14 protein-coding genes are annotated in these 20,334 nt (G+C 49.8%); 11 read left to right on the forward strand and 3 right to left on the reverse strand.

The genetic code is table 11. From position 1 onward, the window contains the following. Positions 1-10: 10 nt before the first annotated feature. Positions 11-1,219, reverse strand: coding sequence for an MFS transporter (locus KQX66_RS12950; protein ID WP_216792955.1), 1,209 nt, complete (start codon positions 1,217-1,219; stop codon positions 11-13). Between the two features lie 235 nt (positions 1,220-1,454). Then, on the reverse strand, positions 1,455-2,624 hold the full coding sequence (locus KQX66_RS12955; RefSeq protein ID WP_216792957.1) for a multidrug effflux MFS transporter: 1,170 nt from the start codon (positions 2,622-2,624) through the stop codon (positions 1,455-1,457). Positions 2,625-2,885: 261 nt separating this feature from the next. Between KQX66_RS12955 and KQX66_RS12960 the strand changes: the two genes are divergently transcribed. The 9 genes from KQX66_RS12960 to KQX66_RS13000 all read left to right on the forward strand — a co-directional run bounded on the left by KQX66_RS12960 (position 2,886) and on the right by KQX66_RS13000 (position 14,753). Beyond that, positions 2,886-3,497, forward strand: coding sequence for a TetR/AcrR family transcriptional regulator (locus KQX66_RS12960; protein ID WP_216792959.1), 612 nt, complete (start codon positions 2,886-2,888; stop codon positions 3,495-3,497). A 495-nt stretch (positions 3,498-3,992) separates the two neighbouring features. Next, on the forward strand, positions 3,993-4,892 hold the full coding sequence (locus KQX66_RS12965) for a CPBP family intramembrane glutamic endopeptidase (protein ID WP_216792961.1): 900 nt from the start codon (positions 3,993-3,995) through the stop codon (positions 4,890-4,892). A gap of 33 nt (positions 4,893-4,925) precedes the next feature. Beyond that, complete coding sequence (locus tag KQX66_RS12970; protein WP_216792963.1) at positions 4,926-5,516, forward strand: sigma-70 family RNA polymerase sigma factor; 591 nt, start codon at positions 4,926-4,928, stop codon at positions 5,514-5,516. Then, positions 5,491-6,597 (forward strand): hypothetical protein, encoded by a 1,107-nt coding sequence (locus KQX66_RS12975; RefSeq protein ID WP_216792965.1) that lies wholly within the window; start codon positions 5,491-5,493, stop codon positions 6,595-6,597. The genes KQX66_RS12970 and KQX66_RS12975 overlap by 26 nt, the downstream gene beginning before the upstream one ends. Positions 6,598-6,918: 321 nt before the next feature. After that, positions 6,919-10,056 carry a DUF4855 domain-containing protein gene (locus KQX66_RS12980; RefSeq protein ID WP_216792967.1) on the forward strand — a complete coding sequence of 1,046 codons (3,138 nt, stop codon included), beginning with the start codon at positions 6,919-6,921 and terminating at the stop codon, positions 10,054-10,056. Between the two features lie 115 nt (positions 10,057-10,171). After that, a complete protein-coding gene (locus tag KQX66_RS12985) occupies positions 10,172-10,345 on the forward strand; it encodes a hypothetical protein (RefSeq protein WP_216792969.1) in 174 nt (57 codons plus the stop codon). Positions 10,346-10,558: 213 nt separating this feature from the next. After that, on the forward strand, positions 10,559-14,032 hold the full coding sequence (locus KQX66_RS12990; protein ID WP_216792970.1) for a BadF/BadG/BcrA/BcrD ATPase family protein: 3,474 nt from the start codon (positions 10,559-10,561) through the stop codon (positions 14,030-14,032). Positions 14,033-14,065: 33 nt separating this feature from the next. Next, a complete protein-coding gene (locus KQX66_RS12995; protein WP_253957111.1) occupies positions 14,066-14,383 on the forward strand; it encodes a hypothetical protein in 318 nt (105 codons plus the stop codon). A 13-nt stretch (positions 14,384-14,396) separates the two neighbouring features. Then, on the forward strand, positions 14,397-14,753 hold the full coding sequence (locus KQX66_RS13000; protein ID WP_253957112.1) for a phospholipase D-like domain-containing protein: 357 nt from the start codon (positions 14,397-14,399) through the stop codon (positions 14,751-14,753). A gap of 37 nt (positions 14,754-14,790) precedes the next feature. Here KQX66_RS13000 and cls read toward each other — a convergent pair whose 3' ends face one another. Then, positions 14,791-16,194, reverse strand: coding sequence for a cardiolipin synthase (gene cls / locus KQX66_RS13005; protein ID WP_306665875.1), 1,404 nt, complete (start codon positions 16,192-16,194; stop codon positions 14,791-14,793). Positions 16,195-16,863: 669 nt separating this feature from the next. On the opposite strand from cls, the gene KQX66_RS13010 reads away from it, so the two are divergent. Together KQX66_RS13010 and KQX66_RS13015 are read left to right on the forward strand one after the other, a co-directional pair. Next, positions 16,864-18,636, forward strand: a complete 1,773-nt coding sequence (locus tag KQX66_RS13010; protein ID WP_216792973.1) for a cache domain-containing sensor histidine kinase — start codon at positions 16,864-16,866, stop codon at positions 18,634-18,636. After that, on the forward strand, positions 18,614-20,248 hold the full coding sequence (locus KQX66_RS13015; RefSeq protein WP_216792974.1) for a response regulator transcription factor: 1,635 nt from the start codon (positions 18,614-18,616) through the stop codon (positions 20,246-20,248). Before KQX66_RS13010 ends, KQX66_RS13015 begins: the two co-directional genes overlap by 23 nt. Positions 20,249-20,334: the final 86 nt, after the last annotated feature.

Genomic DNA, 20,334 nt, shown 5'->3' on the forward strand with positions numbered 1-20,334 from the left:
AAGAGTCAAGTCACCCTTCGGTCTTCATAGGGGAGAGTGCCGTACGGGTTTCTTTGGGCTGCAAATAACGGGCCAGCACCGCAGATAATGCGAGTAACAGCGCGGTAACCGCGCTTACTAGAATAATGTCGTTCCCGCCGGTATATAAGATTCCTCCCATGGTCGGTCCTGCGGCCATGCCGAAGTATCGAACGAGATTGTAGACGCCGATCGCGGTTGCCCGGTTATGAACAAACTGCTCGCTAAGCAGCGTGGTCTGCATTGGCAGCGTCAAGCCCAGACTAAAGCCGAGCAGCAGGAAGGAGGCCATCAGCAGCGGAAAATTAATTCCTGCCAAGCACCCGAACAGAACGACAGCTCCGATGGATGAAGCTGTCGTGACAAGCAGGCTTCGCAGAACGCCAAACCGGGATTGCAAACGAATGCTGACGGCGCTAGCCCCCATGAGCAGAACGATAAACGGCATAATGACAACCCCTGTCAAGGCAGGTCCCATGCTATATCGATTGTTCAGAAAAGTTGGCAGGAGAACAGCGACGGTGTACAGCGTGAAATTGGTTGTGAAGCCGATCGCCAGCACGATAGCCCCGATTTTATTACGCACGACGTTCAGGAAATTTTGCGCGATGGATGGGTTTGCGGCGATGGTAGGCCTGGCGGGCGGCCTCTGTTCTTCTTTGATCCAGAATGCATTCATGATGAAAATGGCCAAGCCGCTAAAGGCAAGGAACAGAAACGCATTCCCGTAGTGACCCGATCCGCCCAAAAGACCGCCAAGCGGGGGACCGATAGCCGGAGTTACTGCAAGGAGCGTTTGGTATATGCCCATGGCCTTGACTCGTTCCTCCCCATGGAACTTATCGCCGATCAGAGTCACGGCAACGAGAGGGATTGCAGCCGCGCCGACACCCTGGAGAATACGCATGGCTAACAGCAGATAGATATTTCCGGCATATGCGCAGCCGATGGAGGCAGCGACATAGAGCAAGATGCTGGGCAGCAGCACGATCTTGCGTCCTTTCGCATCGACAAGCGGGCCGTAGACGACCTGCATGGCGGCAAGCGCTACGGTAAAGATCGAGACGGTTAAATTGGTTGTAAAGTAAGAGGCATTCATAAGTTCTCGCACCTGTGACAGTAATGGCGTGTAAATATGCGTAGCCAGTGAGCTGACAAGGGCACTGATGCCTAAAATAAACAGCGTGCTTTTTAATTTCATTCCTATTAAGCACCGTCCTTTCGCAAAGCGAATAGATAATATTGTTTCCTGGGATACAATGAGTGTGAGCTTCGGCCTAGGATCGAGCAGACACGCTTTTTTATGTTTCCCAGTAAACAATATAACTTGGGTTGAAGTGAATTGCAAGATCTGGCTGACATATTTTTCTTCCGGGCTGTTATCTGGGAAAGAACGAGAAGCCGTTTCCCTAAACGGAGAACCGGCTTCCCGATGCTTAAAGCTTCTTGCTCACAAGGGCCATACTAATCGCCAATATGAGGAAATACATAGGCATGGTTAGCAACGAACCATTGTGCAGATAGCTCATCCCGCTGGTGATCAGGCTGACCACTACGTAATAACCCAATCCGAAAATAGCGCCTGCGGTGCCAAGGACATCGCCGTAATTGACGAGCGCCAGACTCAGGCAGTTAGGAATAGCCATGCCAATTCCCAGCAGGAGGACAAAGATCGAAGCTACCATAAATGCCAATCCTGCTGCGGAAGGGCTTATGCCATAAAGTGCAAGAACGGTGAGACCTACGGCTCCCGCCATCGTGACGAGGGAACCGAGAAAAATAATTTTTTCCGCCGGGACCCGGGTTAGCAGTTTCTTCGACAGCATCGCACCGAGGATGGAGGACAGCGCCACGAAAATTCCCAAAAAACCGAATACGCCCGGACTCATGTGAAAAAACTCGATAAAAATGAATGGGGCCTCGGCGTAGTAACTAAACAAGATGCCGTTTGTCGCTCCGATGAGAAACCCGAATGCCCATACTCTTCGGTCAGAAACCAGCCGTTTGGCTACAGAAAACGTATGAACCCCGGGGCTCGTGGACACTCTTGTCTCGGGCAGAGAAACCAACGTGTACGTAAAAATGGCGGCGCTCATCACTACAAGCGTGAGGAACACAGCTCTAAAACCGAACACTTGATCGACCCAGCCGCCAATGAACGGCCCGATGGCAGGCGTAAAGGCAAGTGCCGCAGAGATCTGGGCAAACACGGCATGACGCTTGGTGCCGTCGATACTCTCACGAAGCATGGTTTGCGTCACCACCGAACCGGTGCTGGCGCCGAAAGCTTGAATGAACCGGCTGGCAAGCAGCCATTCCGCCGAACCGGACAGGTAACATCCCAAGCTGCCCAGGGCATAAACCAAGATCCCCCAAAGCATGGCGGGACGCCGCCCAACGGAATCCGAAAGCCTTCCCCAGCAAAAAACGCCAGCGGCGAAGCCGAGGAAATAAATGCTGAGCGTCAGTTGAATCGCATTGCCGGTTGTGTGCAGGCGATTTGCGATATCCGGTAAGGATGGGGTATAGATCGTTTCGCTAATTTGCGGGAAACCAACAAGAATAATGAACAGCCATAATGATGGTGTTGAGATTTTTCTTTGCACAGCCAATCCCCCTATAATTCAAAAATCTCAATGAGCCGGCAAAGAAATTACGGGATCGGGGGTTTGCATTTGCTCAATCTGGAAAAGGATAGCATGATGTTTCACCTTTATTTTTTTATAGGGGGAGATCTATAGGGCATTCTAGCAGGATTTGGGGAGTCTGTCGACAACCGGGGCGATTCTTTGCAATATGAGCATATTGTAAAAAAACGGAATAAAACAATATAATCATATTGTATAAAATGAAAGGAGCATTTTGCCATGCCCAAAAAAGTCGATCTTACGGAGAGGAAAAACCAGATCGCATCCGCTACTTGGCGTGTGATATTAAAGCATGGATTGGATAAAGCATCGATCCAACAAATCGCAGATGAAGCAAGCATCTCGGCCGGAATGATCCAGCATCATTTTTCGTCAAAGGATCTATTGATCTATTACTCCATGAAGCTGGTGTTGGATCGGGTGCATGACAGAGCCATGACTCGGACGGAAGCTTTTCAGGGGACGGATGAAGAAGCGATCAGAAGACTGATGAAATTTCTCGTTCCTGTTAATCCGGAGGAGCTGTCGGAGCGGAGGGTGTGGGTTGCGTTTCTCGGCCAGTCCTTCAGCAATCCGGAGCTACTTGAACTGCAGCAGCAGATGAACCATTATACAAGGTATATCATGGGGATGATTGTCGATCTTATGGGGGAGCTCGGTTACCTTCAAACGGACTGTGATCGGGAATTGGAAGCGGAGATGGTTTATTGTTTTATTGAAGGGCTGATCATCCATGTGCTTCAAAGCCCGGAACAACACCCGGAACAAAAAGTGGATCAGCTCATCGACTATTACTTAACGAGAAAAAGAGGGGATCAGGCGGATGGATAAATTTATGCTCATTATCCTTGCCGTCGTTTGCGATGCTTGCCGGAAGGGTGGTCATCTTGTTATTGTTTAATTTTTTCGCCATAGTGTCATCCTTCGATGCAGGTCAAGAACAGTTTGCGAATGAAATCGCTCGTATTTCGGCTGACTGGTTGATCTGGTCCACCATCACCGCATCGTCTATCCTATACAGCTTGACCTTGTACAGGAATCATTCGGGAATCAGGGATTTTATTCATGAACGATTGAAAAAAGTGGGACGGTAACTTCTTCTTTACTTTAACGCAGCATGATCCTTTATGAGGCAACGCGGTTGACCACGGCGGAGATTATTGAGGGCAGCCGACTGTTTTGAGCGGATTCCGCTCAGTTGACATAAAGGGGAACAAGTTCTTAAATTTTTCTGCAAGTCCTTCCAAGGGCTTGCTTTTTTGGCATGAACGTAGAAAATTTAATAGGTTAGTATCGATATATGTTTATGCTGCGGAGGGATGTACGTTGCGGAAGCTTTTCAAAAACAACGCAGGCCAGATGCGGCTCGGATGGGATCTGCTCTTATCCTTGCTCTTGTTCGTGGGCTTGCAATTCACGATTGCACTCGTACTATCGGTCAAATGGGGCGGCAAGTCACTCGTTTCTTCTGTTCGACCGGAGCTGATTACCCCGCTGGGTGGAATTGCGGCCACGCTTCTGATCTGGGGACTGCTTAAAAAACGAAGCCTCCGGGATCTGGGCATGCGCTTGACGTTGGCGGGAGTTCGTGAGTTGGGTGCCGGCATTGTACTGGGCCTCGGTTTTATGTCGATGATCGCGGGGATTCTGGTGGCCGCCGGTGCGGTTACGCTTCGGATCAATCCATCCTGGAGCGCGTCCGGCCTGCTCTGGAGCCTGATGATGTTTATATGGGTCGGATTCTCGGAGGAAATGTTTTTCCGGGGATACATCATGAAAACGATGGAAGCCTTAAAATACCGGCTGCCCTTTGCTTATACGCTGTCGGCGATGTTGTTCGCTTTGATTCATCTTGGAAATAACGACATATCGGCCTTGGCAATTTTCAATATTTTTTTGACCGGCTTGTTGTTTTCTTATATGTTCACGATAACGGGCAGCTTATGGATGCCGATCGGCTATCATCTTGCTTGGAACTACGCGCAGGGCAGCCTTTATGGACTAGCCGTCAGCGGGAACGATGTGAAAGGGGTATTCGAAGCTGCGTTTCAAACGCATTCAGGCTGGCTGACCGGTGGAGACTTCGGGCCGGAAGCGGGGCTGCTGGACACGGGAATGAGCGTTCTCGGTTTTATGGTGTTGTATGCGTGGCATAGAAGACGGCAGCGGCTTTGCAAAAAAAATAAGAAGAGAACCGAACCTTTTTCCGATACAGAGGCAATATAGGGTGTAAGCTGCTTATTCAGGAGGGCCCTCCGAATGCAAAATGAAGAGATGTACCAACTACTCGTAAAAATGAAAGATGGTGATCAACAGGCGTTTCAAACGATGTATGATGCCACCTATCGGGATGTTTACCGGACCGTCTCCTTTCTGGTGGATCATCAGCAGGATCGGGAAGATGTCATGAACGAGATCTATATGCAAATGTGGACCTCACTTGCCAACTACGATACGAACCGTTCTTTCCACTTCTGGCTGCACGGCTTGGTCATCCGTCAGGTGCAGCGATTTCGGGTCAAGAGCTGGAGGAGATTCCGAATTTTCGAACGCATCCGTATCTTCTCTCGGGAAGAGCATCATTGGGATGAGCCCACGTTGATCATGAAGGGAACGAACCAAGAGATATCGCAGGCAATCCAAAAACTGACCGACAAACAGCGGACAGTGATTATCTTCCGCTTTTTTCACGACTATACTCTTGAGGAAATTGCGACTTTGCTCGATATTCCGCTGGGTACAGTCAAGTCCAGATATCATGCGGGCTTGCAGGCGCTGCGAAAAAACATAGGGAATCTCCTCCCGGAAAGGATGGGAAAGACCAATGCCTATGGAACGCAAAATCCGTGAACATCTGCTCAAAGAGGCAGAAACGATGGAATGCCCTCCGGCCATTTCCAAACGAATTGAACAATCGTATTCTCAATATTTGCAACGGAAAAGGAGCGAAAGAACCATGAAAAAACGATTAATTGGTGGAATAGTTGCTGCTGCGATTTTGGTTCCAACCGCAGCATTTGCGGCCCCTCCCCTGATTGAAATGATTACAAGAAAACCAATGACCGCTGAACAAGTCAAGGTGGACAAGGTTGGCAAAGCAACGCTTGAGAAGCTGTATAGCGCATTTCCCGAAACAAGATCGTTTGAGATTATCGATGCAAGCAACGCTCAAGGCGATGTACTCAATCCGGCAGGCTCCTCTGGTTTATCCCAAATGAAAGTGAACCAAACAAGCATCATACTGCGAGAAAAAGGAGGAACCGGCAAAAAGATTACCCTTCATACTAACGGTATTTCGGGTGAGATTGAACACGTGGATCAAGAGAATTGGGAGCCTAAGGAGAAGCCGCTCATTACTTTAACCGATAAGGAAATCAAGGCGAAGGTAGATCATCTCATTGATAAAATGTATGGTAACGTCAAAGCGTACGAGTTTGCTATGGAACAAATGGAGAACTCAAATCAACAAAAAACATTGATGTTGAATTACATCATTAAGGGATCAGAATCACCGTTCTTCCAGGTATTTGTTCATGACAATGCAATCAATCTTACTCGGGTAGGAGGTGAACCTGCACCTTCACACATTAAAGTAGAAGGTTTATTCACTCGAGATGGTAAGCCTGATTATACTTATGATTCCGTTTTGAACGATGATAAACTGTTTTCTTTGCTAAAAATTAGCCCGACAGAATTAAAAGAAGAATTAGCAAAAGGTAAATCCGTTGCGGATATTGCAGCATCTAAAAATATCTCTAAACAACAAGTGTACGAGGTGATTGCAAATACGCAGATTGAAAAACAACTGGAAGCTGAACAAAATGGGGTAGTTCCTAAAAACAATCGTTCAAAGGAACAAAGGTTAAAAGATATTGAACCAAAATTATTGCCAGTCATTGAACACAAAAATGAAACACCACAGAAGAAATAACAAGCCAAGACGGATATTCATTGAGATTAGTGAAAAAGTAATAAGAGGCCGGTTTCCTTAGCGTATAGGAAGCCGGTCTTTTTTAGATCAAACTGGGCTTAGCGCACAACTTGTTGGCGGTAGTCTGCGGCCTGCCTCCACATGGGACTTTCGGAGTGGCGAAATCGGGAAAGTAAATGGTTGAATTAATTCACCAAATTGTTATGATAGTGAAGGATATATCTTCCATTATGTTTTAAAACAAGGAGATGATAAAGGAAACAAAAAACAAACGTTTTTTTGTAAGCGCTTCGTCTAACCTAAGGGAGAGTGAGCTCGTAGATGATGAACAACTTAAAGAAAAGGAATTGCTTGCTGACTGCTGTACTCATGATTGTTTCCGTCATTGTGACGTCCTTTTTCCCGTCAGTCAGCCTAGCGGCTTATTTACCCAAAAACAGTGAAAAATCCAACGGCGCTTCGAACATTGCGCTCATCTACACCGGCTACTATAACCCGGACGATTATGATGGCATGAAGGTAGGGGAATATGACAAGGACCGTTTTTTGCCCTATGCAGGTTATCTGAATGACAAAGGCGTTGCGGAAGACTATTTTTTTGACACCTTTCTGATGGTCACGGCCTACTCTCCATACAAAGGGAGCCTGGGACGTTATTACGAGTGGGCAGCCGGCAGCAGACCCGGTACCCTGCAGGATTGGAAATGGGCGATGGATCGGGTATTCGAGAAGGGGATACAGCTGGATGGTCTTGAGGCTGCGGTGGAGCAGGTAAGCGGCGATTTGAAAGATCCGGGCAAGAGGGTGAACGTGTATTTCACCTTGCCGTTCCCCGATCCGCAAAGCAAAGATTTCGGCGATTTTAATGGAGACGGAACCGTTAAAAATCTGGAAAGTCTGGATACGCGAAAAGCATTGATCCGCTGGTATGTCGATACGATGACGGCGCGTTTCGAGCATCAGAATTATAAGCATTTGAAGCTGAGCGGGTTTTATTGGCTTCAGAAAGACTTGGATACGACTGTTGCCGGCGAGCAGGAAAGTGTAAAGTATGCTTCGGAATATTTGCGGGAACGAGGCATGCGTCTGGGCTGGACCCCGTGGTTCGGGGCGAGGGAGAGAGGCAATGGCCAGCGGCTCGGATTTGATTTTTCCGCGATTCAGCCGGACCATTATTCCGATGATAGCTCCACAATGGCTCGTGTAGAAGAGACAGCGGATATTGCTTACGCCAATGAAGCAGGCTTGGAAGTAGAGTTCGATCAGCGCATGATTGACCTTCCAAGGTATCGTCAAGCTTTTTACAATTACCTGATAGCTGGCGTTAAGAAGCAATTCATGAACGATGCGCTGATTGCTTATTATCATGACGTTTACGCTCTGTATGATCTCTATCATTCCGAGTTTCCAGCGGCTAAGCAAATGTACAGGGACATATACAAGTTTGCCAAAGGAACATTTACAGCTCCGACAGGGAACTTTGCGGGGCGTGTGGTCGATCGTGACGGAAACGGGATAGCCGATGCTACGTTAACCGATCGGGGAGGAACCGTCGTAACGACAGATGTGTACGGAAAATTTGAAATAAAGGGGTTATATGCGACGCAAAATGCATTTGTCGTGGAGAAACCGGGAATGCAAGGCCGAGAGGTGACGGTTGACATTCGCGACGGGCAAACCGTCTATCGTGACATTGCTCTACAGAACGCAGGGGATGGTCCGGTCAAAACGGTGCCCGATTATGCGATAACGCTTCCATCCAAGCTGGCGACGATGGAGATCGGCGCGGTATGGGCACCGGTTGTCATCGACCGGAATGATATAGCGCAGAAGAAGGCGGAGGCCGTGTTCACCAGCTCGGACCCCAGTGTCATTGAAGTATTGCCGGAAGGCAAGATTCGAGCTGTACAAGCGGGTACGGCTGTGCTTCGTGCACAGGTTGGGCCTTTGGAAGCGGAATCTGTAGTGGTCGAGGTCGCGCCGTGGACATCTCATCGGTTAAAGGGCACAGATGCGCCTCTCCAAATCAATAAGGGATTCGATAACCCGGTTCTTCGTGATCCGCTGCGGGGAGGTACCCAATATGTCGTCAAGGAAGGCAGTACCGTCAAGATTGCGCACAAATACAATAGTGGCAACGATCTGTGGATGGTGTTCGACCATGCCGGAGCCAACAAGCTGTATGGGATGAAAGAATGGCGCCTTAGCCCGAATGTGAACACGGATGCCAGTCCTGAATTGGCCCGTTCTTCCGTTATGCTGTGGCCGGATGTTTCCGATTGGATCGGCCCGTATATTGTAGGCGCCAATCAGAATGGCAATGGCAACGGACAGGATTTTACCGGGGGTAACCACAACTACGACGGCGGCGAGAACAGCTCTGCGACAGGCAGAACCGTACAGTATAAAGTGTGGATTGACGGGAAAGAGCTTCAGAACGGAAAGGTCATTTCCGGCAAAAAGGTGAAGATCGAGGTTGTGAATCGGGTCCAAGGCTTTAACACGAAGGAGCAGGACGGCAGCGGACGCGAGATCCTGCAAGAAACGGTTACGTATGAGGTTGAGGGCGGTAAAGTACAAGTCCATACTGAGATTCAGCCTTTGGAAGACATCACCTTGTACCGCTATTACGGCTTGCAATCCGTCAATGGCGCATGGAATCATGAAATTCGTTATTATGCAGGTGAGACGGAGGTCGCAAGAGGCGAAGCTGGCAAGTATAGCGACTCGGGCATGAAATCCCAGCATCCTGACGTAGACAAGTACTGGCTTAGCTCAGCTGTACAGGACGGAAGCCAGCATCAGCTGCTTGTATCGCTCGATCGTCATTACGGACTAGGGCAATTGCAATATCTCGCTGATGATCAGCCGGTTGCGTTTACGCAAGCGTATGGCAAATCTTATTTCCTGCAAGTGTTTAATATGTCGGCCGTGTTGAAGAAGGGGGCCAAGGTTGCTTGGCGCGGACAGTATCACTTCTTTTCCACGCCGGCCCAGGAAAGAACGATTAAGCTGCTGAGCAACTTCGGAAATGGTTATGCGGTTCCCGAAGAGGAGGCTTCCTATCAGTGGGAGGTTATTGGCGATGCGGTCGAGAAGGTGAGCGGAGCCGGAAGCCATATTCGGATTAAAGGAGTAAAAGAAGGCACGGCAACGATCAAAGCAACGATCACCTATAACGGCAAGCCGCAGATGCTTGAATCGACCGTTCAGGTAGGGGGTAATCGTCAGGTGGACACCTCTGAGCTGCAGCAATTGCTTGACGAAGCGAAGACGCTCCTGCAGCAAACGGGTAACGAATACCATAAGGAAAAGGGGGAGCTGGCCGAGACTTCGATCCATATCATGAGAAAGCTGAAGCAAGAAGGCTTCACGCAGGCGAATGTCGATGAAGCAACCGCCCGGCTAAAGGAAGCGATCGCACACTTTAAGAAGGCAACACAGACTCCGGCCCCTTAGGAGAAGAGCTTGGTTTACGGGATGCCGTCTGCTCGTTGGCATGAAGTATGCATAACAAATATTAACTTTGTGCATAGTAAAGGCGAACGTATGCTAAGAAGGAGGCATTTAGAGGATGACAGAAAGCGACAAAGAGCAAGCGGCCGAGGCGAACCGGTTGAACTTTTATGACCAGACGGACGATGTGGTGAACGAAGTGCCCGCGACGACGGATGTAGACGAAGCCGTCGAGGCGATCACCGCACATATCAATAAATATGATGTACCCGATGAGTTAGAGAAAAAATAGCGAATAGTCCAAGCACGCACAGGATAACCTGCTGCGTGCTTTTTTTAGGCATGACGCGGCAGATCTTGAAGCAAGAATACGAAAATTGTGTCCAAATCTATAGCCAATTATGCATGCCAACATTTCCTTAACAAAAATCGTGTAAGTGTGATAAATGTCACTTTTACGTAAATGCTAAGGATGGTTTGAATTGGAACGCGAGGAGTTGTATTCATGAATCGCATGAACCCAAGGTTGGATTCCATGATCATCGGGCTCGACGTGGGCTCGACTACGGTAAAAGCGACCGTGGTTGACCCACGCACGAAGGAGATCGTTTGGGCCGAATATCAGCGGCATCACACGAAGCAGGCGGAAAAAGCGCTTGATTTTCTGGTGGCGATCGGAAACGAGTTTCCGGATGTGAAGCCGGAACATATCCGCGTTTTTGCTACGGGCTCCGGGAGCGGCCCCATCGCTCCGCAGATCGGGGCCAAATTCGTGCAGGAAGTCAACGCGGTTACAATGGCGGTGGAGCATCTTCACCCCGATGTGGGAAGCGTGATCGAACTTGGGGGACAAGACGCCAAGATCATCATTTTCAAGGAGAATGTGGAGACCGGCAACAAACAGGCGCTGACCTCGATGAACGACAAGTGCGCTTCGGGCACAGGCGCCACCATCGATAAGTGCATGATCAAGGTCGGCATGCCGATGGACGAAGTGGGCAAGCTGCATTTCGACGACAGCAAGCTGCACCATGTGGCCGCCAAATGCGGCGTGTTCGCCGAAACGGATATCGTCAACCTCGTCAAAAGCGGCATTCCTTCACCGGAAATCATGTGCTCTTTGGCGGATGCCATCGTCATGCAAAATCTTTCCGTGCTAACCCGCGGAAATACGCTTCGTCACCGTGTGCTGCTGTTGGGGGGACCGAACACGTATTTGCCTTTCCTGCAGGAATGCTGGAGGCTCCGCATTCCGCAAACCTGGCGGGAGCGGGGGTATGATTATCCGAAAGACATGCCTGTTGAGGAATTGATTTTCGTCCCTGATAATTCCCAGTATTATGCAGCCTATGGCGCTGTGCTGTACGGCATGCATGAGCCGGCCGAAGTGGGCCTGTATACGGGGCTGGAAGGGCTGAAGGAGTTTATTGCCCACGGCCGGAAGGCTAAGCTCGGCGAAAAAGCCGGTCCTCCTCTCGCAGCGGGCCGGAGCGAATTGGAACAATTCCGCGAGCAATACCGGATTCCTAAATTTTCCCCGGTCGCATTTAGCCCGCAGCAGAAGGTACGTGCCGCCATCGGTCTTGACGGCGGGTCCACCTCGTCCAAAGCGGTCCTTGTCGATGAAGAGGGTACCATTTTGCTAAAGGAATACCAGCTCTCCAAAGGCAACCCGCTGGAAGATACCAAAGAAATGCTGATGCGCATCCGCGACAAAGTGCGGGCTCAGGGGGCCGAGCTAGAGGTTATCGGGTTCGGCGCGACGGGTTATGCCGCGGACGTGCTGGAAAAAACGCTGCAGGCGGATGTCAACATCGTGGAAACGGTAGCGCATATGATGAGCGCCGTTCATCAATTCGGCGACATCGACGTGATTTGCGATATCGGCGGCCAAGATATCAAAGTGCTGTTTCTCAAAAACGGGGATATCCGTAACTTCAAGCTGTCCAACCAATGCTCCGCCGGAAACGGGATGCTGCTGCAAGCGATGGCGGATCAGTTCGGCATTCCGGTCCAGGAATATGCCGACACGGCTTTCAGCGCGGAGCTGAGCCCGAAATTTTCGTATGGCTGCGCGGTATTTTTGGATGCGGACCGGGTCAACTTTCAGAAAGAGGGATATTCCAAGGAAGAATTGCTGGCCGGTTTGGCTATGGTTTTACCGAAAAACGTATGGCAGTACGTTGTGCAGGTTCCGCGCATGTCCGAATTGGGGCGGAAGTTCGTCCTGCAGGGAGGAACACAATACAATTTGGCCGCCGTCAAGGCGCAGGTCGACTATATTCAGCAGCGGGTTCCCGATGCCGAAGTGTATGTGCATCCCCATCCCGGGGAAGCGGGCGCGATCGGGGCGGCTATGGAGACGCTGCGCGTCGTGAAACGGCGGGGGTACTCTACATTCCTCGGGCTCGACGCGGCCATTAACCTGCGCTACGTGTCGCGAAATGACGAGTCTACACGTTGCCATTTTTGCCCCAACCAATGCAGCCGCACCTTTATTGACTCCGAGACGCCGGACGGAAAAACCGCCCGCTATATTTCCGGGTTCAGCTGCGAAAAAGGAACGGTGGAGGACAAGGAGGCTGTCGTCAAGCTGACCCGGGATCGGCAAGAGTTGAAGAAGCATTACCCCAATCTGGTGGACTATGAGGCGCGCCGCATGTTCCAGCATTTCTACGATGCGGAGCCGCTGCCCGAAGCCGGGACACAGGTGGAAGACATCCGTTTGAAACGAAGCTTGCTCGGGCTTGGCGGCATGCGCAGAACGTCTTACCGGAGGCCGTTTCACCGTTCTTCCGCCGAAGCTGCGGAAAGGCGGAGCCAGATCCGCATCGGCATTCCGAAGGTGCTGAACATTTGGTCGACCGCGCCGTTTTGGCGGACTTATTTTGAAGTGCTCGGTATCAACCAGCGGAACATCGTATTCAGCGACAATACGAGCGAGGAAATGTGGCAGGAAGGGGGCAAATACGGATCGATCGATCCATGCTACCCTTCCAAAGTGGCCCAGGCTCATGTGCACAACCTGCTGTTCAAGCACCATGCGAAAACTGCGCTCGACTACATTGTGTTCCCGTGCATCACCCACATTCCGACTCACATGCAAAATGTAATGGACTCCGCCAGCTGCCCTATCGTAGCCGGAGCCCCGAATGTCATCAAGGCTGCGTTTACCAAAGAGGTGGACTTTTTTGAAACGAGAGGGGTCGTCTATCTGGACCCGGCCGTAACCTTCACCGAACCGAACATGATGAAGAAGCAGCTGTATGAGGCGTTTGCGGAGCATTTGCAGATGACCGAGGATGAAAGCGACTTTGCTGCCGAGCAGGGCTTGAGGGCGATGGAGCTGTTCGATGAGGAAATGCAGGAAAAGGGCAAATCCATCCTGGAGCAGGTCGAGCGGGAAAACCGTCTCGCCATTCTAATGATCGGCCGGCCGTACCATTCCGATCCCGGTCTGAATCATGGCGTGCTGGAGGAATTTCAGGTGCTCGGATATCCCATTTTGTCTATGCGTTCGATTCCGAAAGACGAGGCTTGGCTGAGTCGGTTCTTCAAGGAAGATCTGCAGAGCGGAAGAGTGAACTACGCGCTGGAGGTAACAGATGTGTGGCCGGAAAACTTCAGTTCCAACAGCGTACAAAAGGTGTGGGCCGCTAAATTCGCCGCGCGTCATCCGAACGTGGCGGTGCTCGATCTATCCAGCTTCAAATGCGGGCATGATGCGCCTACCTACGGGTTGATCGACTCCATTATTTCGACGGCGGGCACTCCGTTCTCCGCCTTGCACGATATCGACGCCAACAAACCGAGCGGTTCGATCAAAATCCGCGTCAAGACTTACGCCCACAGTCTCGGACTTCATGAGGAGCGGCTGCAGGACTTGGCCCGTAAAAAAGCGGAACTTGTGGCGCGATTGGAGCAAAAACGCACCGAACTGATGGGCATGAAGCAGGACGGACAAGCAGAGGTTATTTGAGACTAACGACTAAATGAAGGAGTGCATCCGATCGTGGCGAACGTGGGCACAAAGAAAAAGACTGAAAATCAATTGTCCCTTGAGGAGAAGCTGCTGCAATTTCAAAAGGAACAGGAAAAAGCGTTGGGGTTGGATCAGGCAAACCGACACCAATGGTTTGATCCCGTTCCGCGCCAGTTTTTAGCCAAAGACAAATCAGCGACGACGCTGCTGTTCGGCGGACTGACGATGGCGCACGATTATTTGGTAGAAGGGGCGCTCAAGGGGCTCGGGTATACCGTCAAGCATATGGATTGTCCGGATAACGAGTCGCTACGCTTCGGAGAAAACAGCCGCTGCCGGCAAAATTGACGTCCGTATCATCTTGCCTGCCGTCCCCGATCACCAAATTGTGCATTGGGCATCGTTGTCCTACGTAAAAGAATTGTTGCAGTCGGGGGGCCGCTTTTATTTCTACGAGAAAGGGTTTATCCATGCGAAGGTCATTATAGCCGATGATTTGGCGTTCTCCGGCTCCCCGAACATGGACATTCGCAGCTTTTGCGGCCAATTTGAACTTGGAGCTGTTTTTTTTGACGGGAGAATCGTGGATCGTTTAGTTCACGATTTTGTTAGGGATCTGGGCGCGAGCAGGGAAATTCTGCTGCCGCAGTTTGAGAGACGGTCGAAATTCCAGAAATGCAAAGAAGTTTTCGCCCGATTGCTTTCCCCCTTGTTTTAGGGGGAAGGAGGAAGGCAAGAGCCGACCTCCTCGTGCTTCAAAATAACGGCGAGAGCGCCCGGGCAAGAGACTCTTTTATTTTCTGGATATCGTGCCGTTTACTGAATTCCGAAAGCAAGATCTCCGAACTTGCCTGTAAGTCCCGCTCGAAATCTTCCTCGAAGCGATCGACGACCTTACGGTCAAAAAAAACGGCATGGATTTCGAATTGGTCATAAAAGCTGCGCATATCCATATTGGCCGTGCCGCAGCAAGCCAAGTCATCGACAATCATCACTTTGGCATGAATGAACCCTTTGTCATACTGAAAAAAACGGACTCCCGCCTCAAGCAGCTCCTGGACAAAGGATAAAGTCGCCCATTGCACAATTTTGGAGTCGGAAACCGCCGGAATAATGATGCGAACGTCAACTCCGCTCGCCGCAGCCGTCTTTAAGGCCATCAAGATGCTCGGATCGGGAATAAAATAAGGCGTCTCCATATAGATCCGTTCCCTTGCCGAAACGATGCAAGAGAAAAACACTTCCAGTATCGTATCTCTATGCCCATCCGGGCCGCTTTTAATGATTTGCACCATCTCTCTCCCCGATGAACCGGCCATTGGAAAATAATTGGATCCGGTTAATGCTGCTCCTTTGACATAGAACCAATCGGTTACAAATGTATACTGGAGCCATAGCACCGCATCGCCTTTCACGCTTAGGTGGGTATCACGCCAAAACCCAAGATTCGAGTCTTTCCCCAAATATTCGTCCCCAATATTCAAGCCGCCGAAGAAGCAGATTTTTCCGTCGACGACCAAGATTTTTCGATGATTGCGGTAATTGAGGCGCCTGTCGATGAATGCGCTCCATAGAGGGGAAAAGCATCCCGTCTCGACGCCGGCGTCATGCAGTTGTGTCAAGTACTTCTCATTCAATTGATGGCTGCCGATCCCATCATAAAGAAGGCGTACCTTGACCCCTTGTATTGCTTTTTCAATCATCAATTGCTGGAAGCGGGTGCCGATATTGTCATCGCGGACAATGTAAAACTCGATATGGATATGGTCCTTGGCCGCGCTCATCGCTTCCAACATGGCTTCAAAGGCGTGAGCTCCATCAGGGAATACGCTTGTCTCATTGTGAACGGTGATTGGGGCGGACTGTATGTTTTGGAGTGAAGCAAGCAGGCCTTTTTGATGCCCAATCGATTCATTCAACGATTCTTCCGCAGCCCGCTTCCTGCAATGAGCCAACAAGTCCGTCTTGGTTCGTTCCAAATCTGTACTTGTGGATTTCGGTCGGGAGGAATATTTTTTGGCCATAAAAAAATACAACGGAATTCCGATGACTGGGAAAATAAACTGAATGATCGTCCATGCAATAGCTTTTTGAGGACGATGATGTTCCAAGATAACAATCAGTGCAATCTGAATGATAAATAGCAGAAGTAATCCCATTATGATCCACAGCAAATTTTTAGCCTGCCTTATCTTGAATATAATGAGTATTTTTCCCACAAGGGTATGAAAGAATGCATCTTTCCACGTACTAATTGGGTACAAAAAAAAGAGGAAATTCCCGGAATTTGTTGAATTATATGTTGCAACAAGATAGAAAAAAACGAGTTCTAACCGCTTTTTTGGAAATTGTTGTCGATTAGTTACCCCAGCATCCGCTAACGGATTGGAGTTGTCCCAACGACGCCCTTCTTTTACCCATAGAAAGTCCTTGAGAACCCCGTACCCTTTCGTTGGAAGTACGGCATTGAAGTATAGCTTAATGTTTCGTTATTTCAGGATCTTACTACTAGACGAAGTGAAGAGATCGCGAGGAATGGGACTCATAAGCAAAGGTTATTTGCTGGAATATAGATTTTATGACGAACAGCTGGTTTATAAGTCGACTTTAAGAAATGCAAATCGAGTATTAAACAAAAAGCTGGCCCTAAACGGAGCCAGCTTTTTATATTCAAGGCCTGACCGCCACCCCATCCCTCAGCACGTAAACATCAGTCATCAAAGAAGCAAAATTCGTCAGTTGCTGTATATCTCGCTTAACCTTATAATGTTCGGATAATACATCTTACGAATCCGTTCATTACGCGGAACTACTGGAGGAGAGAAGAAGTGCGCCTGTGGCAATCGTCGATTTATCTCAACCTGGTTCTAGCCTTCTTGCTGTCCATTATCCCCATGTACACATTAAGTCTGTATATCAGCTTGTCCGGTGCGGCAAGCGTCCGGGAGGAAATTACGAAATCGATGCAATCCCGGGTTCATTTCTACTTATCCTCGTTTGAAGCCGAATTGAGCAGGGTGATCAAATCCATGCGGGAGTTTATCAACGATGCGGATTTGTCCATGCTTAGTACTTTGTATCCGAACATCCCCACCTATGAACGTTTTACTATGACGAATCGGCTGGAGAGCAAGCTGTTTCTCTTGAATAACTCCAGCCAATATATTGCGAACTCGAAGCTATACATCCCCTCGATGGGCATTACGATTCATGGAAGCGGTTACGACGAGAAACCCATCCCGGATGAGGAAATTAGGGAGATTCGCTCTGTACAATACAACACGCTGTCGCCTTTTACGATGTTGGGCGACCGCCTTCTCATGGGCAGCCTGTTCCCTTTGGGTCTTAACGCCGCGCAATCGCCGACTTCGATCATGAAGGTGGAAATCCCTGTGCAAAGTCTGAGAAACGTACTTAAGCAAATTCCGCATACAGCGGAAGGAGGGGCCGTCCTATTCGCAAGAGATCAAGACTGGCATATCGCTTCCGACCAGGGAGAGAGGGACCCCGCGCTTATTCAACAACTAAAGAAGCTGTGGGAGAACCAGGGCAACGATCAAAAGGCAGGCAGCGGCCGCTTCGAGATTGATAATCGGTTTTATCTCGTCACCTATGAACCATCCGAAATACTGGATGCAACGCTTCTGGTTTACGTGCCGGAGGAACAAATTCTTTATCCCATCAGTCACTACTTCGTCATGCTGATCGTGCTGTCCATATTCTCGGTCGCTGTCATTATTTTATTCTCTTATTGGATTTACAGGATGCTCCATAAACCTCTGCGCGTGCTCGTATCCGCGTTTCGTCGTGTGGAGAACGGCTACATGGACATCTCGATCCCTCATCAGACGGCATTTGAATTCGGCTACTTGTACCGACAATTCAATGTCATGCTCAGCCGACTGAATACGCTCATCCAGGAAGTGTATGAGCAGAAGATTCGCAGCCAACGCGCAGAGCTGAAGCAACTGCAATCGCAGATCAATCCGCATTTTTTATACAATAGCTTTTTTGTCCTGAAGCGCATGATAGCGGCGGATGATAACAAGAACGCCATTCGCTTTGTCGAGCATCTCGGCAATTATTTTCAATACATCACTAGAAATGCGGATGACGCGGTACCGCTGGAAGCGGAATGGCTGCACGCCCGTACGTATACGGACATTCAGATGGCCCGCTTTAGCAGGAGGCTGCGAACCGATTATATCGACGAGCCGGGGCCGTATGGATCTGTGCACGTACCGAGGCTCATCATTCAGCCGCTGCTTGAGAATGCCCTCCAATACGGTCTGCCAAATAAGATTAAGGATGGCATCATCCGGGTTTCCTTTGCCGTCAAGCGGGGACTGATCTGTATCGCGGTTGAAGACAACGGCGAAGAATTGACGAACGAGCAGTTGAATAGGCTTCATGCCAAATTGAATGCACGCGATGAACAAATGGAGACGACGGGTTTGATCAATGTGCATCGGCGTCTGCAGCTCATGTTCGGAAACGATGCCGGTGTGCTGGTCAGCCGCAGCTCTCTAGGCGGGTTACGAACCGAGATTTGCATTCCGATGAAAGAGGAGGAGCCGAATGTATCGATTGCTGATCATTGACGACGAAGATGTGATTGTGGACGGGATGGCCGATTTGTTTCAAGAGCAAACCGACATGGATCTGGAGGTGTGCCGAGCCTACGACGTGCTGGAGGCGATTGAATGGCTTGAGCAAACGAAGATTGATGTTGTGCTATCTGATATTCAAATGCCCGGGTTATCCGGGCTTCAACTGCAGCAGCGAATTATGGAGTATTGGCCTCGCTGCAAAGTTATTTTTCTAACCGGTTACAACGAATTCGCCTACATCCACGAAGCGATGAGAAACGGGTCGTTCGATTACGTTCTTAAGACGGAAACGGACGAGGTGATTCTCGAATCCGTCAAGAAAGCCATCGTAAAGCTGGATGAAGAGATGGAAATGCAAAGCGCGCTTCAGAAAACAACACAGCTGCTGCAGCGGGCGCTGCCTTACATTCAAAAAGAATATCTTCGCGATCTTCTTCAAGGAGAATCCTATGCGCTCGGCAGCATGGATCGTCAGTTTGCCCAGATGTCCATTTCCCTCCAACCCTCAAATCCGGTGCTATTAGTTGTAGGCCGTATCGATGAATGGACCGAGAACCTGAACGCATTCGACCGGGCGTTGATCCTTTATGCGGTGCATAATATTTCGGAGGAATTGCTAGGTGCTTCGACCCGTGTAGCTTTCACGGATTACGAACGGTTCCGCATGGTTTGGCTGATCCAACCGAAAACGGATGCCGAACATGGTTGGGAGCAGACGTATCGGTTCGTCCAAGGCACATTGGAGCAGCTCCAAAAGACGTGCAGGCAACTGCTCAAGATCAAGCTTTCTCTTATCTCTGCCAGCCGATGCTGCGAGTGGGCGGAATTACCTGCCCGTTTCATCATGATCAAGCGTATGTTCGGCTACGGGCTTGGCTTGGGCGAAGAGCTATTATTGACCGACCAGGCTTATGAGACGGAACATGGCCAACTTGAGCAGGTCAAAAGCCCCTTGCAGACCTATCTGTGGATCGACCTGAAAAACGATCTGGAGTCCGGACGGCGCGAAGCCTACTTCGCTTCATTCGATGCGATGACCGCCTTGCTATCCGCTTCAGACGAGCAGACGGAAAAAGCCAGAACGGAGTGGTACTACACGCTGGTCGCGATTTATATCTCCATTCTGAATTACAATTCCATTCGCCGCATGGCAGCCGAGCAAATGGATTTGGATAAATTGACGAAGATGCAAGCCCATAGCCACTGGAGCTCGGCGTTTGACTATTTGCGCGAATTGGCGGAGGTCATATTTGCTCATCGATATGAGGGGCAGACGAGCTCGGAGAATGACGTTATTGCGAGGATCAAGGGCTATATAGGCAAAAATTTGCACGATGACCTGTCCTTGACGCGTCTAAGCGATATTGTGTCGCTCAATCCATCGTATTTGTCGAGACTGTACAAGCATCATACAGGGGAGGCGCTTACGGAGACGATCAAGCAAGCCAGGCTGCAGAAGTCCAAGGAGCTGTTAAGACAGCCCGGCGTCCGGATAAACGAAATTTCCGAGCGGGTCGGTTTCTTGTCCGAGCGATCGTTTTACCGCTTCTTTAAGTCGATGACGAACTTAACCCCGCAGGATTATCGCGAGCTGCAAAAGTAAATATCGGTCACGACAAGTATAAAGCCGTCAGTAGATAGCTCCCGATTTTTCCTCCTATAATACAGAGGAAGGGAGCATCGCAATCA

This window comes from Paenibacillus oleatilyticus (assembly GCF_018998565.1).
Lineage (GTDB): Bacteria > Bacillota > Bacilli > Paenibacillales > NBRC-103111 > Paenibacillus_G > Paenibacillus_G oleatilyticus.